This is a genomic window from Pseudomonas sp. FG47, from assembly GCF_057809115.1.
Window position 1 is genome coordinate 196,737 of the sequence record NZ_JBMDJI010000001.1, and the last position, 18,805, is coordinate 215,541.

18 protein-coding genes are annotated in these 18,805 nt (G+C 64.9%); 7 read left to right on the forward strand and 11 right to left on the reverse strand.

Annotation, left to right across the window (positions count from 1 at the left end; all coding sequences use genetic code 11):
• The first annotated feature begins 110 nt into the window (after window positions 1-110).
• From ACODS5_RS00950 to ACODS5_RS00975, 6 genes are all read left to right on the forward strand, one after another.
• Entirely contained in the window at window positions 111-932 is an 822-nt protein-coding gene (locus ACODS5_RS00950) for a BON domain-containing protein (RefSeq protein WP_134689036.1), read from the forward strand.
• 174 nt (window positions 933-1,106) lie between these two features.
• Window positions 1,107-1,391 carry a hypothetical protein gene (locus tag ACODS5_RS00955; protein WP_134689035.1) on the forward strand — a complete coding sequence of 95 codons (285 nt, stop codon included), beginning with the start codon at window positions 1,107-1,109 and terminating at the stop codon, window positions 1,389-1,391.
• Between the two features lie 45 nt (window positions 1,392-1,436).
• Entirely contained in the window at window positions 1,437-1,598 is a 162-nt protein-coding gene (locus tag ACODS5_RS00960; protein ID WP_008092060.1) for a DUF1328 domain-containing protein, read from the forward strand.
• Window positions 1,599-1,603: 5 nt separating this feature from the next.
• Entirely contained in the window at window positions 1,604-2,074 is a 471-nt protein-coding gene (locus ACODS5_RS00965) for an inhibitor of vertebrate lysozyme family protein (protein WP_489107691.1), read from the forward strand.
• Between the two features lie 729 nt (window positions 2,075-2,803).
• The gene (gltP, locus tag ACODS5_RS00970) at window positions 2,804-4,138 is read left to right on the forward strand and encodes a glutamate/aspartate:proton symporter GltP (RefSeq protein ID WP_134689033.1); all 1,335 of its coding nucleotides are present in this window, start codon (window positions 2,804-2,806) and stop codon (window positions 4,136-4,138) included.
• Window positions 4,139-4,323: 185 nt separating this feature from the next.
• Window positions 4,324-5,553 (forward strand): nucleoside recognition domain-containing protein, encoded by a 1,230-nt coding sequence (locus tag ACODS5_RS00975; protein WP_489107692.1) that lies wholly within the window; start codon window positions 4,324-4,326, stop codon window positions 5,551-5,553.
• Here the strand turns inward: ACODS5_RS00975 and ACODS5_RS00980 are convergent.
• From ACODS5_RS00980 to ACODS5_RS01020, 9 genes are all read right to left on the reverse strand, one after another.
• Window positions 5,535-6,149, reverse strand: coding sequence for an ABC-type transport auxiliary lipoprotein family protein (locus tag ACODS5_RS00980; RefSeq protein ID WP_489107693.1), 615 nt, complete (start codon window positions 6,147-6,149; stop codon window positions 5,535-5,537). The genes ACODS5_RS00975 and ACODS5_RS00980 overlap by 19 nt on opposite strands.
• Complete coding sequence (locus tag ACODS5_RS00985) at window positions 6,146-7,084, reverse strand: MlaD family protein (protein WP_134689030.1); 939 nt, start codon at window positions 7,082-7,084, stop codon at window positions 6,146-6,148. Before ACODS5_RS00985 ends, ACODS5_RS00980 begins: the two co-directional genes overlap by 4 nt.
• Before the next feature lie 3 nt (window positions 7,085-7,087).
• A complete protein-coding gene (locus tag ACODS5_RS00990) occupies window positions 7,088-7,873 on the reverse strand; it encodes an ABC transporter ATP-binding protein (RefSeq protein WP_489107694.1) in 786 nt (261 codons plus the stop codon).
• Window positions 7,870-9,003 (reverse strand): ABC transporter permease, encoded by a 1,134-nt coding sequence (locus ACODS5_RS00995; RefSeq protein ID WP_489107695.1) that lies wholly within the window; start codon window positions 9,001-9,003, stop codon window positions 7,870-7,872. Before ACODS5_RS00995 ends, ACODS5_RS00990 begins: the two co-directional genes overlap by 4 nt.
• Window positions 9,004-9,065: 62 nt before the next feature.
• Window positions 9,066-10,091 (reverse strand): DUF5924 family protein, encoded by a 1,026-nt coding sequence (locus ACODS5_RS01000; RefSeq protein WP_489107696.1) that lies wholly within the window; start codon window positions 10,089-10,091, stop codon window positions 9,066-9,068.
• Window positions 10,092-10,213: 122 nt separating this feature from the next.
• Window positions 10,214-11,620 (reverse strand): M16 family metallopeptidase, encoded by a 1,407-nt coding sequence (locus ACODS5_RS01005; protein ID WP_489107697.1) that lies wholly within the window; start codon window positions 11,618-11,620, stop codon window positions 10,214-10,216.
• Between the two features lie 31 nt (window positions 11,621-11,651).
• Window positions 11,652-13,310 (reverse strand): Na/Pi cotransporter family protein, encoded by a 1,659-nt coding sequence (locus ACODS5_RS01010; RefSeq protein ID WP_489107698.1) that lies wholly within the window; start codon window positions 13,308-13,310, stop codon window positions 11,652-11,654.
• A gap of 227 nt (window positions 13,311-13,537) precedes the next feature.
• On the reverse strand, window positions 13,538-14,308 hold the full coding sequence (locus tag ACODS5_RS01015; protein ID WP_134689024.1) for a TerC family protein: 771 nt from the start codon (window positions 14,306-14,308) through the stop codon (window positions 13,538-13,540).
• Window positions 14,309-14,380: 72 nt separating this feature from the next.
• Window positions 14,381-15,688, reverse strand: coding sequence for a CitMHS family transporter (locus ACODS5_RS01020; RefSeq protein WP_489107699.1), 1,308 nt, complete (start codon window positions 15,686-15,688; stop codon window positions 14,381-14,383).
• A 268-nt stretch (window positions 15,689-15,956) separates the two neighbouring features.
• On the opposite strand from ACODS5_RS01020, the gene ACODS5_RS01025 reads away from it, so the two are divergent.
• A complete protein-coding gene (locus tag ACODS5_RS01025) occupies window positions 15,957-16,358 on the forward strand; it encodes a GFA family protein (RefSeq protein ID WP_134689022.1) in 402 nt (133 codons plus the stop codon).
• A gap of 164 nt (window positions 16,359-16,522) precedes the next feature.
• Here the strand turns inward: ACODS5_RS01025 and ACODS5_RS01030 are convergent, their stop codons facing one another.
• Window positions 16,523-18,481 carry a DUF7844 domain-containing protein gene (locus ACODS5_RS01030; protein WP_489107700.1) on the reverse strand — a complete coding sequence of 653 codons (1,959 nt, stop codon included), beginning with the start codon at window positions 18,479-18,481 and terminating at the stop codon, window positions 16,523-16,525.
• On the reverse strand, window positions 18,478-18,798 hold the full coding sequence (locus tag ACODS5_RS01035; protein WP_134689020.1) for a DUF2388 domain-containing protein: 321 nt from the start codon (window positions 18,796-18,798) through the stop codon (window positions 18,478-18,480). The genes ACODS5_RS01030 and ACODS5_RS01035 overlap by 4 nt, the downstream gene beginning before the upstream one ends.
• Window positions 18,799-18,805: the final 7 nt, after the last annotated feature.

Below are 18,805 nucleotides of genomic sequence, written 5' to 3' on the forward strand. Positions count from 1 at the left end.
TGCCTTCATGATGGCTAAGTGATTGATAAACCGCAGGATGGTTCCCTGTTTTGCACTGGCACGCCGCTTGCGCCTGCCTTGGGTTGAGCTATTCGCAAGGAGATCTCTTCATGTTTCGTTCCCTCCGAATGACCGCGCTGGCTGCCTGCCTGCTCCCGATGATTGCCCCGGCGCTGGCCGACCCGGTGCAGGATGCCCGCCTGGAAGGCGCCCTGCAGACGGCGTTGTCACTCAATCGCATGCTCAATCCCTTCTCTATAAAGGTGCAGGTCGATGGCCAGCGGGCACGGCTGACCGGCGAAGTCGAGAACCCGGTAGAGCGCGCCTTGGCCGAGCAGGTGGCGTTGGCCACCCGTGGCGTGGAACAGGTCGACAACCAACTGCGGGTCAATCCGCAACTGGTGGAGCGGCCACTGGAGCTGCGGGCTTATGCCCAGCGCCTGGAGGACGCCACCTTGGCCGCGGTGATTCGTGCCCGTTTGTTGTGGAGCCGGGTGACGGAAAAGGCCCCCATCGAGGTTCAAAGCCGCGACGGCGTGGTGACCTTGCGCGGCAAGGTGGACAGCCCGCAGGCCAAGGAACTGGCCGGTGTGTTGGCGCGCACCAGCACCGGCGTGCACCTGGTCAACAACCTGGTCAGCCTGGACAGCACCGCGCTGGCCAGGGCTCGGGAGGTGCCGGTGGATGCGCCGGATGGCCCGCAGCCCAGCGATAGCTGGATAGTGGACAAGATCCAGGCCAGCTATCGCTTCAGCCGCAACCTCGACGGCCTGAACCTCAAGGTTGCCAGCGAGCAGGGGCTGGTCAGGCTGGCCGGCGAGGTGGTCAGCAGCGAGCAGAAGACCATCGCCGTGGAGGTGGCGCGGCAGATAGTCGGTGTGCGTGGTGTGGACGCCGACCTGCTGAAGGTGGCGACCAAGGTGGAAGGCTGAATCGTGCAATTCGCACGGTTCGCTAGCAGGCATCGTGCAGGATACGTCCTTTAGGTTTTTCTGATTAATAGGTAAGCATCTGATTTATAAGTATTTTTTTAGATAGTAAACACTGGCATGCAGCCTGCAACAGTCCTTCCAGCATGGATAACAAGTACAGCAGGAGGAGCCGGCATGAATCGCCACAACGTCAACCGCGCACAGGTCACCGACTGGCCGCTGCGTCAGCTGCTGTTCCTTGGCATGGCCGTATTGCTCACCCTGGCGGCCGGCCAGGCGTACTACAGCTGGCAGACCGCTCGGCTGGCCGAGCAGGTGGCGGCGCAGACCGCCCTGTTGACGCAGTTGAGGGCCACTACCGGCAACACCTTGGTTCGGGCCGCCGAACCGCTGCCCCAGGGCGACGCCGCGCCGGCGGTGCTTGAACGTGTCGAGCCTCAGGAACGCTGGGTGTTCTGATCCTGCCACCGCATACCGATTTCGCACGAGAAAAGGAGAAACATCATGCTGAGTTGGGCTATCACCTTCCTGATCATCGCCATCATCGCCGCGGTTCTGGGCTTTGGTGGTATCGCCGGCGCCGCGACCGGCATCGCGAAGATTCTGTTCATCGTCTTCCTGGTGCTGTTCGTGGCGTCCTTCTTCTTTGGCCGCGGCAGGGGTTGACGATCATGGGCAGGATGCTCCCCAAGCTGCTGGTCACCGCCCTGTTGCTGGGCGGTGGCACGGCGGCGATGGCCGCCAACGACGGCCAGGCCCGGGTCAACCAGCTGCTGGGCAGCGACCCGGAATACCGCCAGACCTGGCAGAAGACCATCAAGGATGAAGAACGCTTGCCCGAGTGGGTGATCAACCTCAGCGGCAGCTCGGCGCAGCAGATGTCGGCGGTGACCGAGGACGGCGATCGCTACCTGGTCGGACCGCTATGCGAAGCTGAGGACAAGTGCACCTACAAGCGGCTGATCGTTGCATTCAGCTGGGACAAGGACGATGCCTACGGGATGCTCGTGGAAGTGCCCGAAGGCTTGCCCACGGACAAGTCGCCTACCCGCCATGCGGACTACCGCTGGCTGGGCAAGCCGGACGACGGCATGAAGGCCTTGTTGCAAGAGCAACTCAAGCGCGACCCGAACTGGTACTGACCAACGGTCGCGCGCTGTAACGCTATAGAAGCTGAACCTTTTTATCTTTCTGGCTTCTATGATGCGCCGCCCCGAGGAGGGGTAGCGCATGACCAGGGGGCCGGGCTGTTCTGATTGTTGCAGGATCGGAGTGGCCTAGGGGCACAGGGAGTGCCTCCGTCATGGGCCGGGTCAGGAGAAGGTGGCATCGGAAGTTGCAGGTCGGTTGGCGCGCATTTGGGTGTGACTGATCTGGCTTCCGAAGCGCCTTATGTAGGAATCCTTTCCTATATACGGGCGACATTTTTCTCAGACACATTTTGTCGCTACCGTACATCGAAATTTTTTTACCTGTCCGACACGTCAGCTTGAGTGGCATTTCAGCCATTCGGATTGTCGAACACGCCACGTCCACCCATATCGTCACCCCGCCAAATCTGCCGAAAAATGGCGTTTTGGTCTTGTTCGGAAATCCGAACGTTGAAAATCAAGGGCTTGGCGATGCCCGATTTTGTCTTCCGGTCTCATGCCGATTCGGCATAGGGTAGTCGTTTCCGGCATTAGACTGTCCCCTCCCCGCATCGCAATAGTTGCCGCCTTTTTCCTCGGCCCGAGCGCCAGCCAAGCTCGCTCGCGGTGTCCTTACAGAGGGGCAGCGGCCCGCAAAGTTGTCATCCAAGATCCTTTCCAAGGCTCTGGGATGCGCTTTTCAGACCGATGCTCGTGACCACTACAACAAAGGGTAATGACATGAAGAAGGCAAAACTGAGCCTCGCCTGGCAGATCGTCATCGGTCTGTTGCTGGGCGTTGCAGTCGGCGCGCTACTGAATCATTTCAGTGCAGAAAAGGCATGGTGGATCAGCAACGTCCTCCAACCTGCCGGCGACATCTTCATTCGCCTGATCAAGATGATCGTCGTCCCGATCGTGATTTCGTCGCTGATCGTGGGCATCGCCGGGGTTGGCGACGCGAAGAAACTGGGCAGCATCGGTCTGAAGACCATCATCTACTTCGAGGTGGTGACCACCATCGCCATCGTCGTCGGCCTGGTCCTGGCCAACGTGTTCCATCCGGGCGCCGGCATCGACATGAGCACCCTGGGCACCGTCGACATCTCCAAGTACCAGGCCACCGCGGCCGAGGTGCAGCATGAGCACGCGTTCATCGAGACTCTGCTCAACCTGATCCCGTCGAACATTTTCGCGGCGCTGATGCGTGGCGAAATGCTGCCGATCATTTTCTTCTCGGTGATGTTCGGCATGGGCTTGTCGAGCCTCAACGCCGACCTGCGCGAGCCGCTGGTGCGTACCTTCCAGGGTGTGTCGGAGACCATGTTCAAGGTCACCCACATGATCATGAACTACGCCCCGATCGGCGTGTTCGCCCTGATCGCCGCCACCGTCGCCAACTTCGGCTTCGCCTCGCTGCTGCCGCTGGCCAAGCTGGTGCTGCTGGTGTACTTCGCCATCGCTTTCTTCGCCTTCATGGTGCTGGGCCTGGTGGCGCGCGTGTTCGGTTTCTCGATCATCCGCATCATGCGCATCATGAAAGACGAGCTGATCCTCGCCTACTCCACCTCCAGCTCCGAGACCGTGCTGCCGCGCGTGATCGAGAAGATGGAGAAGTTCGGTGCGCCGAAGTCGATCTGCTCGTTCGTGGTGCCGACTGGCTACTCGTTCAACCTCGACGGCTCGACCCTGTACCAGAGCATCGCGGCGATCTTCATCGCCCAGCTGTACGGTATTGACCTGTCGTGGAGCCAGCAGTTGCTGCTGGTGCTGACCCTGATGGTCACCTCCAAGGGCATCGCCGGCGTGCCGGGCGTGTCGTTCGTGGTGCTGCTGGCCACCCTGGGCAGCGTGGGCATTCCGCTCGAAGGCCTGGCCTTCATTGCCGGTGTCGACCGCATCATGGACATGGCCCGTACCGCGCTGAACGTGGTGGGCAACGCCCTGGCCGCGGTGGTCATCGCCAAGTGGCAGGGCATGTACGACGCCGAGAAGGGCGAGGCGTACTACCAGTCGCTGGTGCTGGCCAAAGGCGCCCAGCCAGCGTCGGTGGCGGGCAAGACCGTCAACCAGTAAGCCTTTTGCGCTGAACGAAGAGCCCCGACCTGGTCGGGGCTTTTTGTTTTATAGGCAATCACTCCCCCTGTAGGAGCGGCCTTGCGTCGCGAAAGGGGCGCAAGGCCGCTCCTACAGGTACGCGGCCTCCAGCCAGGCACCGGCATGCGCTATCATTCGGGCATTTTTCACGGGGGACTACACGGATGCTCAACGGCCTGTGGCTCGGCTTTTTCCTGGTGGCGGCCATCTCCGCCCTGGCCCAGTGGCTGGTGGGCGGCAACGCTGGCATCTTCGCCGCCATGGTCGAGAGCATCTTCGCCATGGCCAAGTTGTCGGTGGAGGTCATGGTCCTGCTGTTCGGCACCCTGACATTGTGGCTGGGCTTTCTCAAGATCGCCGAGAAGGCCGGCATCGTCGAATGGCTGGCCAAGGTCCTTGGCCCGCTGTTCGCCCGGCTGATGCCGGAGGTACCGCCGGGCCACCCGGCCCTGGGCCTGATCACCATGAACTTCGCCGCCAACGGCCTGGGCCTGGACAACGCCGCCACGCCGATCGGCCTGAAAGCCATGCGTGCGTTGCAGGAGCTCAACCCCAGCAGCACCACGGCGAGCAACGCGCAGATCCTGTTCCTGGTGCTCAACGCCTCGTCGCTGACCCTGCTGCCGGTGACCATCTTCATGTACCGCGCCCAGCAAGGCGCTACCGACCCGACCCTGGTGTTCCTGCCGATCCTGCTGGCCACCAGCGTTTCTACCCTGGTCGGCCTGCTGTCGGTGGCGGTGATGCAGCGCTTGCGCCTGTGGGACCCGGTGGTGCTCGCCTACCTGATCCCCGGCGCGTTGTTGCTGGGCGGCTTCATGGCGTTGCTCGGCAGTTTGTCAGCCGTGGCCCTGGCCGGCTTGTCGTCGATCCTCGGCAACCTCACGCTGTTCGGGGTGATCATCGTGTTCCTGGTGATTGGCGCGTTGAAACGGGTGCAGGTGTACGAAGCCTTCATCGAAGGCGCCAAGGAAGGCTTCGACGTGGCCAAGGGGGTGTTGCCCTACCTGGTGGCGATGCTGGTGGCGGTTGGTGTGCTGCGTGCCTCGGGTGCCCTGGAGCTGGCCCTGGACGGCATCCGCCATGCGGTGGGCTGGCTGGGCCTGGACACCCGCTTCGTCGAGGGCCTGCCAACCGCGCTGGTCAAGCCGTTCTCCGGCAGCGCGGCGCGGGCCATGTTGATCGAGACCATGCAGACTCACGGCGTCGACAGCTTCCCGGCGCTGGTGGCCGCGACCATCCAGGGCAGCACCGAGACCACTTTCTACGTGCTGGCCGTCTACTTCGGCGCGGTGGGTATCCAGCGTGTGCGCCACGCCGTTGGCTGCGCCCTGCTGGCCGAGTTGTCCGGGGTGATCGCGGCGATCTTCGTCTGCTACTGGTTCTTCGCCTGAGCCTGGGCGACCGTCCAGGCGATCACCTGGCGCGTCAGTGTGTCACTGGCCGCGCCAAAGCCGGCGACCACGGCCGGTACCTTGCCGTCGTTCAGTGGCTGGCGTACTTCGAAGCGCTGACTGGCGAGGATGCGCTGGTTGCGCCCCTGCACCAACCGGGCATCGTAGCGGATCACCACTTCCAGTTGGGCGCCCGCGTGGTATTCGCTCTGGAACGCCTGTAGCTCACCGCCCAGTTCGTAGTCGGCCTGCAGATTGCTGTCGTCGGCGCTCAGGCGCTGTACTCGGCCGTCACGCTGGAAACCGTCGAGCAGGCGGTTGCGCAGCAGCATCGGCACCGGGTCGCTCCAGCGCGCGCCCTTGTAGCTGCTGATCACGTCACCCTGGGGGATCACCGCGATGCGCGGGCCGGCCAGGGCTTCGCTGGTCAGCGGCTTGTTCAGGCGCAGCGACCAGTCCAGCGGCGCGGCGTTGGCCGTGGTCTGGCCCACCGGCAGGCGGTAGACATCCACAGGCTCGCTCTGCGGCAGGATCGAGCAGGCCGAGACCAGGCCCAAGGTGGCGGCCAGCGCGGCCAGGCGCAGCGACGGGATCATGGCTGGAACTCCTTGTTGTTGTCGCGGCCTAGCAGGTAGCCGCTGGGGTCGGCCTCCAGGCGCCGGGAAATGCCCTTGAGGGCGTTGAGGGTCTCGCGCAGTTCACGAATGGCCGGGGCCAGCTGGTTGAGGCCTTGGGCGCCGTCGTCGAGGGACTGGCGGTTGTCCTTGAGCAGGTTGTTGATGGTCGCGGTGCTCTCGGCCAGTGACTGCATGGCCTGCTCGGCGCTGCCGATAGCCTGTTTGCCCTGGTTGCCGAGCAGGCCGTTGGCGTTGCGCATCAGTGCCTGGGTCTCGGCCAGGGTGGCGTTGGCCTGGCGGCCGACTTCGGCCAGTTGCGCCAGGGCGTCGGCGATGCCGCCGCGCTTGCTGGCGAAGGCGCCGGTGGTCTGGTCGAGATTGGCCAGGGTGTTGCTCAGGTGCTCGACGTTGCTTTGCGAGAACATCTGGTTGGCGTTGTGCAGCAGCAGGTTGATGTTGGTCACCAGGTCGCTGCTGTCGTTGAGCAGGCGCGAGATTGGTGATGGCGAGGCGACGATCACCGGCAGCTTGCCGTCCTTGCCCTTGAGCTCGGGGCTTTGTGGGGTGCCGCCGCTGAGCTGGATGAACGAGTTGCCAGTCACCCCGGCCAGGGTCAGCTTGGCCTGGGTGTCCTGCTTGACTGGCGTGTCGGCGCTCAGGCGCACCCGCGCCAGTACCCGGCGCGGGTCCTTGGGGTCCAGGCGCAGGGTGCTGACGTCGCCGACCTTGATGCCGTTGTACTGCACCGGGCTGCCGCGCGACAGGCCCGACACCGCTTCGTTGAACACCACCTCGTAGTCCTTGAAGGTGTCGTCGACGCTGGCTTTGGTCAGCCACAGGCCGAACAGCATGGCGCCCGCCACCACCAATACGGTGACCAGGCCGATCAGGACATGATGAGCTCGGGTTTCCATCGTTCAGCGCTCCTGGCGGGCGCGCAGGGCGGCATCTTCGGCCGCCCGGCCGCGCGGGCCGTGAAAGTATTCATGGATCCAGGGATCAATGGTCTGCTCGACCTCGGCCAGCGGGCCGGCTACCAACACCTTCTTCTGCGCCAGCACGGCGATGCGGTCGGTGATGGTATACAGGGTGTCGAGGTCGTGGGTGATGAGGAACACCGACAGGCCCAGGGCGTCGCGCAGGGTCAGGATCAACTGGTCGAAGGCGGCGGCGCCGATCGGATCGAGGCCGGCGGTGGGTTCGTCGAGGAACAGGATGTCTGGGTCCAGGGCCAGGGCGCGGGCCAGCGCGGCGCGCTTGACCATGCCGCCGGACAGCGAGGCTGGGTACTTGTCGGCGGCGCTGATCGGCAGCCCGGCCAGAGCCAGCTTGACCCCGGCCAGGTGCTCGGCGTCGGCCCGCGACAGCCCGGCGTGCTCGATCAACGGCAGGGCGACGTTCTCGGTCACGGTCAGCGACGAGAACAGCGCGCCCTTCTGGAACAACACGCCGAAGCGCCGCTCGATCAGCGAGCGTTGCGTCTCGCTGGCCGTGGCCAGGTCCTCGCCGAACACCTTTACCTTGCCCTCGTTGGGCCGACGCAGGCCGACGATGCTGCGCAGCAGCACCGACTTCCCGCTGCCCGAGCCGCCGACCACGGCGAGGATCTCGCCGCGGTACAGGTCCAGGTCGAGGTTCTCGTGCACGCTCTGGCTGCCAAAGCGGTTGCACAGGCCCCGGGCTTCGATCACCGCTTCGCTCACCAGCCCATCTCCATGAAGAACAGCGCGGCCACGGCGTCCAGGACGATGACCACGAAGATCGATTGCACCACTGCCGAGGTGGTGTGGGCGCCGACCGACTCGGCGCTGCCGCTGACCTTGAAGCCTTCCAGGCAGCCGATGGCGGCAATCAGGAAGGCGAAGAACGGCGCCTTGGCCAGGCCCACCAGGAAGTGCTGCACGCCGATGTCGCTTTGCAGCAGCGAGAGGAACATGGCCGGCGAGATGTCCAGGGTCAGGGCGCAGACCACCGCGCCGCCGACCATGCCGCAGATCATCGCGACGAAGGTCAGCAGCGGCAGCGCGATCAGCAGTGCCAGTACCCGCGGTACGACCAGCAGCTCGATGGGGTTCAGGCCCAGGGTACGGATGGCGTCGATCTCTTCGTTGGCCTTCATCGAGCCGATCTGCGCGGTGAAGGCGCTGGCGGTGCGCCCGGCCATGAGGATGGCGGTCAGCAGCACGGCGAACTCACGCAGGAAGGAGAACGCCACCAGGTCGACGGTGAAGATGGTCGCGCCAAAGTCGGCCAGCACCGTGGCGCCGAGGAAAGCCACCACCGCGCCCACCAGGAAGGTCAGCAGGGCGACGATCGGCGCGGCGTCCAGGCCGGTCTGCTCGAGGTGGGCGACCACCGGGGTTACACGCCAGCGGTGCGGCTGGAACAGGCGCAGGAACAGGGTCTGCAGGATCAGGCCGATGAAGCCCAGCACCTGAAGGGTATCCTGCCAGAGCTGATCGACGGCGCAACCGATGCGCGCCAGCAGTAGGATCAGCACCGGTCGTTCGGGTTGCTTGACCGGGATGCAGTAGTCCTGCACCGAGCGATACACGTTCTCCAGTAGCGCGCGGCTGGCTTCGGGGAGCTCGTCGGTGCAGTGGGCCAGGCGCTTGGCACCGAGCAGTTCGGCCAGCAGCGAAGCGCCGGCGGTGTCCAGGCGGCCAAGCTGGCTGAGGTCGGCGAGGGTATCCTCGCCGTACTGGCTGCCCAGGTGCTCGCATTCGCGCTTGAGCTCGGCGTAGTGGGCCAGGGTCCAGTCGCCGACGATGCGCAGGCGCGAGGGCTGCTCGGTGGTGTCCAGGGTGGCGCTCGGAACGGTCATGGGCTCCATGCTTCTGACAATGGGCGGCGAGTCAGATCATAGCGCAGCAGGCAGCGATGAGCAGTGCATTCCTACAAGGGCTTTGGGGCGTCTTCCACCACCTTGAACCGCAACACCCCGATCACCTGCCCGTCCTCGGTCAGCACCCTCACCTGCCACTTGCCCACCGCGTTGGGCGGGAAGTTCTGCTTGTGGGTCCAGGCGCGGTAGCCTTCCTTGCGCCCGCCGTGGATATCCAGGGCGATACGGTCGACCTCTTTGCCGTCGAGCTGCCACACATGGTAGATGCGCTCGTTCAGCCCGCGCGGCGCGTTGATGGCGGTGTAGGCATACAGCCCACCACTGCGGATGCGGCTGGCCGCCACTTCCTCCAGCGACGCGCCTGGCTGGCGGTTGAGCACCTCGGTGCTGATCGCCACGTCGGTCATCCACAGCGTGGCCGGCGGCACCCACGAGCGCAGCAGCCAGCCGCCGCCGCCCACTGCCAGGGTGACCAGCACCAGGGCCACGCCGCGGCGCCAGTTGTTGATCGGGAAGCTGCTGGCCAGGCTCGGGAACGACAGCGCCATGGCGGCGATCAGTGCTAGCTTGAAACTTTGCGCGGTAGTCAGATGCAGGATGATCGGCAGCGCCGTGAGCATGGCCGCGAACAGCGTCAGGGTGTGCAGCGCCAGGAATAGCCAGCGCCGCGGCGCCAGCCACTTGTGGTACAGCGGGTCGACGATCGAGATCAGCCCCGCGGCACCGAGCAGGCCGGTGAACACCAGCTGGCCGCTGTTCCAGGTGGTGGTGATGAAGAAGAACGGCAGGACGAAGAACAGGCTTTCCTGGTGGATCATCTGTGTCGCGAAGCGTAGCAACGGTTGCGGGATCTCGCGCTTGAAGGTGCGGGCGAACAGCTCGGTGAGAGTGTTCTCCAGCATCAGCCAGACCCAGCTGACCAGCATCGCGATGGCGATCCACCTGGCTAGGCCGGCCTGGCGGTCGACCAGGATGAAGCTGCCGATCCCCGAGAGGAAACCGTAGAGCGCGATGATGCCGGGGTAGCGCTTGAGCAGCTCGATGATGCGCAGGATGAAGCTGGGGAGTGGGGGCATGGGTTTACAACAGGAAAAGGCGTGTTCGAGGCGTCGTGGGAGCGGGCTTGCCCCGCGATGACCTCATCGCGGGGCAAGCCCGCTCCCACGCAGACGCTGTTGGCCGACAGGATACCGCCGAATCAAGGCTCCCGTGTAGCGCCACTGGGGCGATTGGCCACCACGCGGCGCCGGCGGACCAGCCCCGCGGCCAGGATCAACCCCAGCAACAACGCTACCAAGCCATACAGCTCGTCATACCCCAGCAACGGCTTTTCGATGCGCAGGTATCCCGGCTCCTTGAGCAGCTCGCGCAGCGCCGCATCGGCCTGTTTCAGGCTGACTTGGCGAAGTTCTCGCACCGGGTCGGTGAAACGCCCGTCCTCGTAGGCGTTGAGCGCCCCCCAGTAGTAGTCGGCGAGCGCCGCGTTGCCCTGGGTGGTCCAGCTTTCCCGGGCAATCGTCGCCTCCTTGATGCGGGCGAAGGTGTCCGGGTCCAGGCCATGCTTGCGCAGGTGGTCGAACAACTGCTCGAGTACCTTGAGTGCCTTGTCGAGGTCCTGGCGCTCGAGGTCGGCATTCAGGCTAAGCAGCCCGCTGTCGCCAAAGCTCTCGCGTTGCGCCGACGGCCCGTAGGACAACCCATGGCGCAGGCGCAACTGGTCGTACAGCGCCCAGTCGAGGTAGCGCGACAGCAGTTCGAGGGTCTGGTCGTGCCCCTCCTCCAGGGTCGGCTCGATGAACAGCCAGTGCAACTTGACGTTGTCGCCCAGCCAGCCGCGGGTCAGGTCGCGACGCGGCTCGGCCTGCTGGCTGATGCTTTCGAGGTTGCGGCGTTCTTCGGGCTCGGTCGCCGGCAGCTCGCCAAAGGTGCGTTCCAGGTAGGCCGGCAGCAGGCGGTCGAGGCCGCCGACGACGATCAGCGACATGTTGTTGGCCACATACCAGTGCTCGCGCAGCTGCTGGACCTGTTCCAGGGTCATGTCGTCGAGGTTGGAGCGCTCCGGGCATTTCAGGCCCAGCTCGGTAGCCAGCTGGTCACTGGCTGGGTGACCGATGTCCTGGCGGTCCAGCCAGCGCTGCAGTCGGCCGTAATGGCCACCGTCCTCGCGTTCGATGATCTTTTTCGCGGTGGCCAGCGCCTTGGCGTCGATTTGGGTATCGCGGACCACCGCCAGCAGCAGGTCGAGCACCTTGCGCTGGTTGCGCGCCGGGGCTTCGATGACGAAGGTGGTGTCGGCGCTGCTGGTGAAGGCGTTCCACTCCCCGCCCAGGGCCTGGATGCGTTCCTCCAGGCCGCCCTCGCCCGTCTCGTCGATACCGCTGAACAGCAGGTGCTCTAGCAAGTGTGGCAGCTCGCGCTGGTCACAGTCGAAGTCGTCCAGGCCCACGCCTACCACCAGGCGGATCGACACATGGTCGCGCTCGTAGCCGGACTTTAGGATCACCTGCAAGCCGTTGGGCAACAGGTAGCCCTCCACCCGCGAGCGGTCGAGGGCGAATGTGGGCAGGCTGCAGATCAGCAGGCAAACGAACATCAGGCAACGCATGGGCGAGCTTCGGTCTCCGGGGTGTGTCGATTCAGGGCTGACGGGCTTCGTCCGGCACGCTGTCGAGCATCAGCCCGCCGGTGTCGGTGCCGCCCAGTACCACATAGGCACTGCTGCAGAACAAAGAGTTCAAACGCTTCATGTCGGCAATCAGCTCCAAGTGTAGCGAACTGGTTTCGATACTCTGCACCACTTTACGTTGCAGGCGGCTGACATGGGCGTGGGCCAGGCGTCGCTCCTGGGCGCGGAAGCGACGTTTTTCACGCAGCAGCTGGCGCGCGCTGTGCGGGTCGGCGCTGAGGAATACCGACAGGCCCAGGCGCAGGTTGGCCAGCAATTGTTCCTGCAAGCCGGTCAGTTCTTCCAGGCCGACCTGGGAAAATTCCCGGCGTTGCGAGGTCTTCTGCTGCTGGACCTTGCGCAGCATGCGCTCGATCAGGTCGCTGGCCAGCTTGAGGTTGATCGCCAGCTCGATGATTTCCGCCCAACGCCGGTTGTCCTGCTCGCCGAGGTCTTCGCGGGGCATCTGCGCCAGGTACAGCTTGATGGCGTTGTACAGCGCCTCGGCGTCCTCGCCCAGGGTGCGCACCTGTTGCGGCATGGCGGTCTGGGTGCCGCGCAGAGCGCCGAGCATGGCCTCGAGCAGGCTGTCGACGATGTCGCCCATGCGCAAGGTTTCGCGCACGGCGTTGGCCAGGGCCAGGCTGGGGGTGTTCAGCGCGGTCGGGTCGAGGTGGCGTGGCTGGGTATGGCCGTTGCCATTGTCGCGCTCAGGCAGCAGGTAATTGCACACCCGCCCCATGGGCTTGACCGTCGGCAGCATCAGCAGGCAGCGCAAGGTGTTGTAGAGCAGGTGGAAGCCGATCACCAGCTCCTGCGGGCTGAAGCTCAGGTTGTCCATCCAAGCCACCAGCGGGTGCAGCACCGGGATGATCAACAGCAGGCCGATGACCTTGTACAACAGGCTGCCCAGCGCCACGCGGCGCCCGGCGCTGTTCTGCAGGCTGGTGGTGAGGAAGGCGAGCAGGCCGCTGCCGATGTTGGCGCCGATCACCAGGCCGATGGCCACCGGCAGGCTGATCACCTCGGCGCCGGCCAGGGTGGCGGTGAGCAGCACGGCGGCCAGGCTGGAATAGGAAATCATGGCAAACAGCGCGCCGATCAGGGCATCGAGGAGGATGTCTCCGGTCAGCGAGGCGAACAGCACCTTCACCCCTTGGGCATGGGTGATCGGCGCGGCGGCATGGACGATCAGTTGCAAGGCCAGGATGATCAGGCCCAGGCCGATACCCACCCGGCCCAGTTGCCCGGCGCGGGTCTGCTTGCGCGAAAGAAAGAAGATCACCCCGAGGAAGATCAGCAGTGGCGACAGCCAGGACAGGTCGAAGGTCAGTACCCGCGCCATCAGCGCGGTCCCGACGTCGGCGCCGAGCATGATCGCCAGGGCTGGGGTCATGGCCATGAGGCCCTGGCCGACGAACGAGGTGACCAGCATGGCGGTGGCGTTGCTGCTCTGCACCATGGCGGTGACCAGGATCCCGGCGATGAAGGCCAGCGGACGCTTGTTCATGTTCTGGCCGAGCACGCGGCGCAGGTTCGAGCCATAGACCCGCAGGATGCCGGTACGCACGATATGGGTGCCCCACACCAGCAACGCCACGGCGGAGAGCAGGTTGAGCAGGGTCAGCATGGTCGGGCCCCCTTTTCTTCTATGCCCCTGGGCGGGGCCAATGGGTGCAGCGGTGAGCCTGGCCCGGGGGTGGGCTGTTTTTTCCAGTGCTCACTGAAGCTTTAGTTGTTTTGCCTGGCTGGCGCCAGCTTGGCATGGGTGAAACCTATTTGAAACATGCGCTAGCACAGTCCAGAACGCAAAAAGGGCCCTGCGAAGGGCCCTTTGTCTTTCTGCGCTTCCTGGGTTTATTGACCCGGGATGTCCTTGCGCAGTTTCACTGGGTCGTGTTCCTTGCCCTTCTTGCGCGCCAGGGCGGTGCGCATGCGGATGTTGATCGCCTCCACCGCCAGCGAGAAAGCCATGGCGAAGTAAACATAGCCCTTGGGCACATGCACATCGAAGGATTCGGCGATCAGCACCGTACCGACGACGATCAGGAACGAAAGTGCAAGCATCTTCAGAGACGGGTGTTTGTCGATGAAGTCGCTGATGGTGCCGGCGCAGAGCATCATCACCAGCACCGCGACGATGATCGCGGCGATCATCACCGGCACGTGGGAGACCATGCCCACCGCGGTGATCACCGAGTCCAGCGAAAACACGATGTCGATGATGGCGATCTGGATGATGGTGTAGAAGAACTTGCCGCCCGCGCCTTTCGGTTCCTCGGCACTTTCGTCCTCGCCTTCCAGGCCGTGGTAGATCTCCTGGGAGCTTTTCCACAAGAGGAACAGACCGCCGAAGAACAGGATCAGGTCGCGGCCGGAAATACCCTGGCCGAGCACATGGAACAGGTCGTCGGTCAGGCGCATGACCCAGGTGATCGACAGCAGCAGCATGATCCGCGTGACCATGGCCAGGGCCAGGCCGAAGATCCGCGTGCGCGGCTGCATGTGCTTGGGCATGCGGCTGACCAGGATCGAGATCATGATGATGTTGTCGATCCCGAGCACGATCTCAAGCGCGGTGAGGGTGAAAAAGGCAACCCAGATTTCCGGGCTGGTCAGCCATTCCATGTGTATTCCTTCGAGCGGTAAAGGCAAAGCGCCCTGATGGCGGGCGCTTTGCGGTTGGATGAGGCGCTTGTATTACAGACTGCTGAACAGCGGGAAAGTCCCCAGTGCCAGTGCGCCGAACATTATGCACAGGCACACCAGCACTGCCCACTTGAGGGTGAAGCGCTGGTGATCGCCGAACTCGATGCCGGCCAGGGCCACCAGCAGGTAGGTGGAGGGTACCAGCGGGCTGAGCAGGTGTACCGGCTGCCCGACGATCGACGCGCGGGCCATTTCCACCGGGGTGACGCCGTAGTGGCTGGCGAACTCCGACAGCACCGGCAGCACGCCGTAGTAGAAGGCGTCGTTGGACATGAAGAAGGTGAACGGCATGCTGACCAAGGCAGTGATCACCGCCATGTAGGGGCCGAACGCTTCCGGGATCACCGCCAGCAGGCTCTTGGACATGGCATCGACCATGCCGGTACCCGACAGGATGCCGGTGAAGATGCCGGCGGCGAAGATCAGCCCGCTCACGGCCAGCACGCTGGAGGCGTGGGCGGCGATGCGGTCCTTCTGCTGCTGCAGGCACGGGTAGTTGACGATCATGGCGATGCTGAAGGCGATCATGAACAGCACCGGCAGCGGCAGCGCGCCAGCGATCAGCGCGACCATCAGCGCGGCGGTCAGCGCGCCGTTGAACCAGATCAGCTTGGGCCGGCGTGCTTCCGGGAACTGCGACACGCTGATTTCGCTGTGGTCGATGTCGTCGGTGGGCAGGTGCAGCTCGCCCAGGCGGGCGCGCTCGCGCTTGCCGTACCAGTAGGCGATGGCCAGGATCGCCGCCACGCCGAAGGCCATGGCCGGGATCATCGGCACGAAGATGTCCGAAGGGTCCACGTGCAGGGCGCTGGCGGCGCGGGCGGTGGGGCCACCCCAGGGGGTCATGTTCATCACCCCGCCGGCGAGGATGATCAGGCCGGCCATGATTCGCGGGCTCATGCCCAGGCGGCTGTACATCGGCAGCATGGCGGCGCAGCAGATCATGTAAGTGGTGGCGCCGTCACCGTCCAGCGACACCACCAGGGCCAGCACCGCGGTGCCGACCGAGACTTTCAGCGGGTCGCCCTTGACCAGCTTGAGGATCTTGCGCACGGCGGGGTCGAACAGGCCGGAGTCGATCATCAGGGCGAAGTAGAGAATGGCGAACATCAGCATCACGCCAGTGGGCGCGAGCTTGCTGATGCCCTGCAGCATCATCGGGCCGATGTCGCTGTAGAAGCCGCCGAACAGGGCGAACAGGATCGGTACCAGGATCAGCGCGATCAAGGCCGACAGGCGCTTGGTCATGATCAGGTACATGAAGGTGATGACCATGGCGAAGCCGAGGAAGGTCAGCATGGCGGTACTCCAGGCGTGGCGCGGCGAAAGGAAGGACGCTTCGGGCGGATCAGCGCGTCAGGCGCTGCGCGGGGAGTAGCTGCGGGGGTACGGCGGGAAGGCGGGCACAGGAAAACATCGGGAATCACCATTGTTGTTGTTGATTGGGCCGGGCACGGAAAATTCCGGGTGCCCTGGCTGACCGGTCTTTGCCGGTGGTGGCGCTATCCTAGGTGGGCAAGCTTTCAGCCAGCTTTCGGCTGGCGCCAGGCGACGGGAGGTCGTTTCGATGGTGGATGTCGTGGAAGGCGGGTGCCATTGCGGTGCCCTGCGTTATCGCTTGTCGGGCGCCTTGGGCGATGTCGCCCATTGCCATTGCTCGATCTGCCGGCGGGTCAGCGGGGGCACTCTGGTGACCTGGGTCACCCTGCCCTTCGAGGCTTTCCAGTGGTTGGCGGGCTCACCGCAGCGCTACATGGCGCCGGAAACCTGCAACCGGTACTTCTGTGGCAGTTGCGGGGCGCACGTGGCATTGGTGACGACTCGTAGCCCGGATTCGATCGATGTAACCGTGGCGACGCTGGATCACCCGGAGCGGGTGCCGGCCAATCGGCATATCTGGGTGGGGAGCCGGTTGCCGTGGTTGCAGGTGGATCAAGGGTTGCCGGAGGAAGATGAGGAGCGCCTTTGAGGTGAGGGGCTGCGAGGCTTTCTGTAGGAGCGGCCTTGTGTCGCGAATGGGCTGCAGAGCAGCCCCCGGCGATCTCTGCTGCGACGCTGAAATCTGGGGCCGCTTCGCGGCCCTTTCGCGACACGAGGCCGCTCCTATAGCAATGAAGGTGCACCTGGCATGCCTCAGGGCAGCTGCAACCCGCCTGCGGCCTTGTGCAGTGCCCGCAGGCGCTCGCCGATCTGCTTGATGTTGGCCTCCACCGCCTTGATCTGCTTGCCCCGTTCTGGCCCCAGCAGCGCCCTCACCTGCTGGTCGAGGTCAGTGCTCAGGCGCAGCAGCTGCGCCTGGCGCTCGCTGCTCACCTGCTCCAGTTGCTTGCGCTCGTCTGGCTGCGGCAGGCCGTAGCCCCCTGCCCCGAGCAACTCCGCCGGGCGGCTGAGGAAGCCGCTGTTGGCCAGCATCGCCTGCAAGGTTTCGTTGGCCTTGTCGAAGCTGCCATCCTTGAGCGCTCGCCCGTTCAGGTAGCGTTGCTTGACCTCATCCTGGGCCAACAGCAACTGGCGGCGCAGGCCGGCCTGTTCGAGCAGCAGCAAGGCCGCGCTGGTGCGCAGGTCGGCACGCTCGAACCACGGGCGGCGTTGTTCGGCATCCAGCGCCAGCCAGTCTTCCACCGCCGTCTGCTTGATCGGCAACTGCTTGCGCAACACGTCGAACATGGCCTGGTAGCGTTCGCGGTAGGAATCGAAACGATAGCCCAGGCGTAACGCCTCGCGTGGGTCGTCGAGCACGCTGGTATCGGCCAGCCCCCTGCCCTTGAGCACCTCCAGCAGGCCGTTGGGCATGATGTTGTCGAGATCGTTCAGGCGCGGGTTGCCCGTGCCACTGCGCAGCAGCTTGAGCGACTCCACCGCGCAGTTGTTGGACAGGAAGTAGTAGTTGCCGTCGTAGCTCCAGTGCATCTCGGCGGCCTGGCGCACCAGGTTCTCGATTTCGTCGCGGCTGAGCTTGAGCGGCACCGAGGCCAGGCTGCGCAGTTCGGTCTTGGTGTACTCGTCGATCACCTGCCCCAGCGGCAGCACGAACAGTCGCGACGGGTAGGCACCGACCAGGCCGTCCCAGCTGGACAGCTGCACATCGTTGACGAAGGCGCGGTATGACAGCACCAGGCTCTGGTCGAGGTCCAGGCGACAGGCCGGCCCGCGTGGGCGGCCCGGGGCGCAGATCACCAGACGCAGCATGCTGTGGCCCCAGCGGCTGACCCAGTTCTGGTTGGCCTCGGCCAGCAGGTAGTCCACCTCGTAGACCCGCTCCGGGTCGATCTCGCCCAAGGGCTGGCGGGCGAAGTCGTTGCCGGCGTTGAGGAACGGCAGGCCCTTGGCGCAGGCATCTTGTTGCGGCGCCCAGGCAAAGTGTTCGCGCAGATACTGGTTCAGTGCCGGTCGGCGGCAGCCGTAGCTGGGGTCGAGGAGGAAGTACTCCATGTTGACCGCGACGAACTCCTTCGGGCTGCTCAGCTCGTAGGGATCCGGGCTGCGCACCAGCTGGCCATTGTGCTGCTCGCGCTCGCCGCGCCGGCCGACGTACTGCGGCCAGCCGGCCAGGTCTAGCAGGCGCGGGTCATCGCTCAAGGTGAAGCGGCGTTCGGCCTGGCCGCGGCAGTCCTGCGGCAGGCCGACCTTGCCCAGGGCGCCCTGCTGGCGCGCGCAACGGCTGATCAGCCGGCGCTCGGCGCTGGGCCATAGGCGCGCGCGGTCGTAGATATGGGTCAATTCGTGCAGCACGGTGGCCAGCAGCTCCTGGCGGACCGTGCCGTGGGGGCGGTTGGTCTGTTCACGGGCGGCGCTGCCATCGACCAGGCCTGGCAGCAGGCGGCGGTTGAGGTCGAGGGTGGCCACCGGCGAGGCCTGCCCGTAGGCGTCCTCGGGCATGCGCGCGCTCCAGCTGACCAGGATCTGCCGGTCGAGTTGCTGCTTGAAGCGCGGTGGCAGCTTGGCCATGGCCTCGTCGAGCAGTGCCTGGCTGGCCTGCTGTTGGGTTGAATCGAGGTCGTCGCGTTGCAACAGCAGTTGCAGGTCGGCCAGGGCGGGCGTGCCGAGCAGCGTCAGGGCGCAGCCCAGCAGCCAGGCACGCACGCGCTTCACAGGGCGAGGATAGCTTCGGCCAGCACTTGGTCGCTGGCGTCACGGGCCTCTGGCACACGGGCGCGCAGGGTGCCGAACGCGGCTTCCAGCTGGGCGCCACGGATGTCGCCGTTGCTGGCGACGAAACTGGCGGCGTCGTCGTGGGCCTCACGCACCACTTTGGAGTCGCGGATCGAGGTGGTGGTGTCCGAGGTGAAGTCGATCGAACGGCCGAAGGCACGGACGATGATGTTGCTGGTGGCCACCAGGGTGTGCGCCTGGGCCAGGTCGGCGAGCAGCAGCATGCCGAGGGTGGCGGCGATCAGCGGTTTACGCATGGAGCAT

Bases quoted from the DNA above. Each gene is read 5' to 3' on its own strand.
- ACODS5_RS00980 (WP_489107693.1), bottom strand. From the start codon at position 6,149: ATGATCCCGTCGCTGCGCCTGGCCGCGCTGGCCGCCACCTTGGGCCTG.
- ACODS5_RS00950 (WP_134689036.1), top strand. From the start codon at position 111: ATGTTTCGTTCCCTCCGAATGACCGCGCTGGCTGCCTGCCTGCTCCCG.
- ACODS5_RS01035 (WP_134689020.1), bottom strand. From the start codon at position 18,798: ATGCGTAAACCGCTGATCGCCGCCACCCTCGGCATGCTGCTGCTCGCC.
- ACODS5_RS01020 (WP_489107699.1), bottom strand. From the start codon at position 15,688: ATGCTGACCTTCCTCGGCTTCGCCATGGTCATCACCTTCATGTACCTG.
- ACODS5_RS01015 (WP_134689024.1), bottom strand. From the start codon at position 14,308: ATGGAATGGCTGACCAGCCCGGAAATCTGGGTTGCCTTTTTCACCCTC.
- ACODS5_RS01005 (WP_489107697.1), bottom strand. From the start codon at position 11,620: ATGCGTTGCCTGATGTTCGTTTGCCTGCTGATCTGCAGCCTGCCCACA.
- ACODS5_RS00975 (WP_489107692.1), top strand. From the start codon at position 4,324: ATGCTCAACGGCCTGTGGCTCGGCTTTTTCCTGGTGGCGGCCATCTCC.
- ACODS5_RS01025 (WP_134689022.1), top strand. From the start codon at position 15,957: ATGGTGGATGTCGTGGAAGGCGGGTGCCATTGCGGTGCCCTGCGTTAT.
- ACODS5_RS00960 (WP_008092060.1), top strand. From the start codon at position 1,437: ATGCTGAGTTGGGCTATCACCTTCCTGATCATCGCCATCATCGCCGCG.
- gltP (WP_134689033.1), top strand. From the start codon at position 2,804: ATGAAGAAGGCAAAACTGAGCCTCGCCTGGCAGATCGTCATCGGTCTG.
- ACODS5_RS00985 (WP_134689030.1), bottom strand. From the start codon at position 7,084: ATGGAAACCCGAGCTCATCATGTCCTGATCGGCCTGGTCACCGTATTG.
- ACODS5_RS00965 (WP_489107691.1), top strand. From the start codon at position 1,604: ATGGGCAGGATGCTCCCCAAGCTGCTGGTCACCGCCCTGTTGCTGGGC.
- ACODS5_RS00955 (WP_134689035.1), top strand. From the start codon at position 1,107: ATGAATCGCCACAACGTCAACCGCGCACAGGTCACCGACTGGCCGCTG.
- ACODS5_RS01010 (WP_489107698.1), bottom strand. From the start codon at position 13,310: ATGCTGACCCTGCTCAACCTGCTCTCCGCCGTGGCGTTGCTGGTGTGG.
- ACODS5_RS00995 (WP_489107695.1), bottom strand. From the start codon at position 9,003: ATGGAGCCCATGACCGTTCCGAGCGCCACCCTGGACACCACCGAGCAG.
- ACODS5_RS01000 (WP_489107696.1), bottom strand. From the start codon at position 10,091: ATGCCCCCACTCCCCAGCTTCATCCTGCGCATCATCGAGCTGCTCAAG.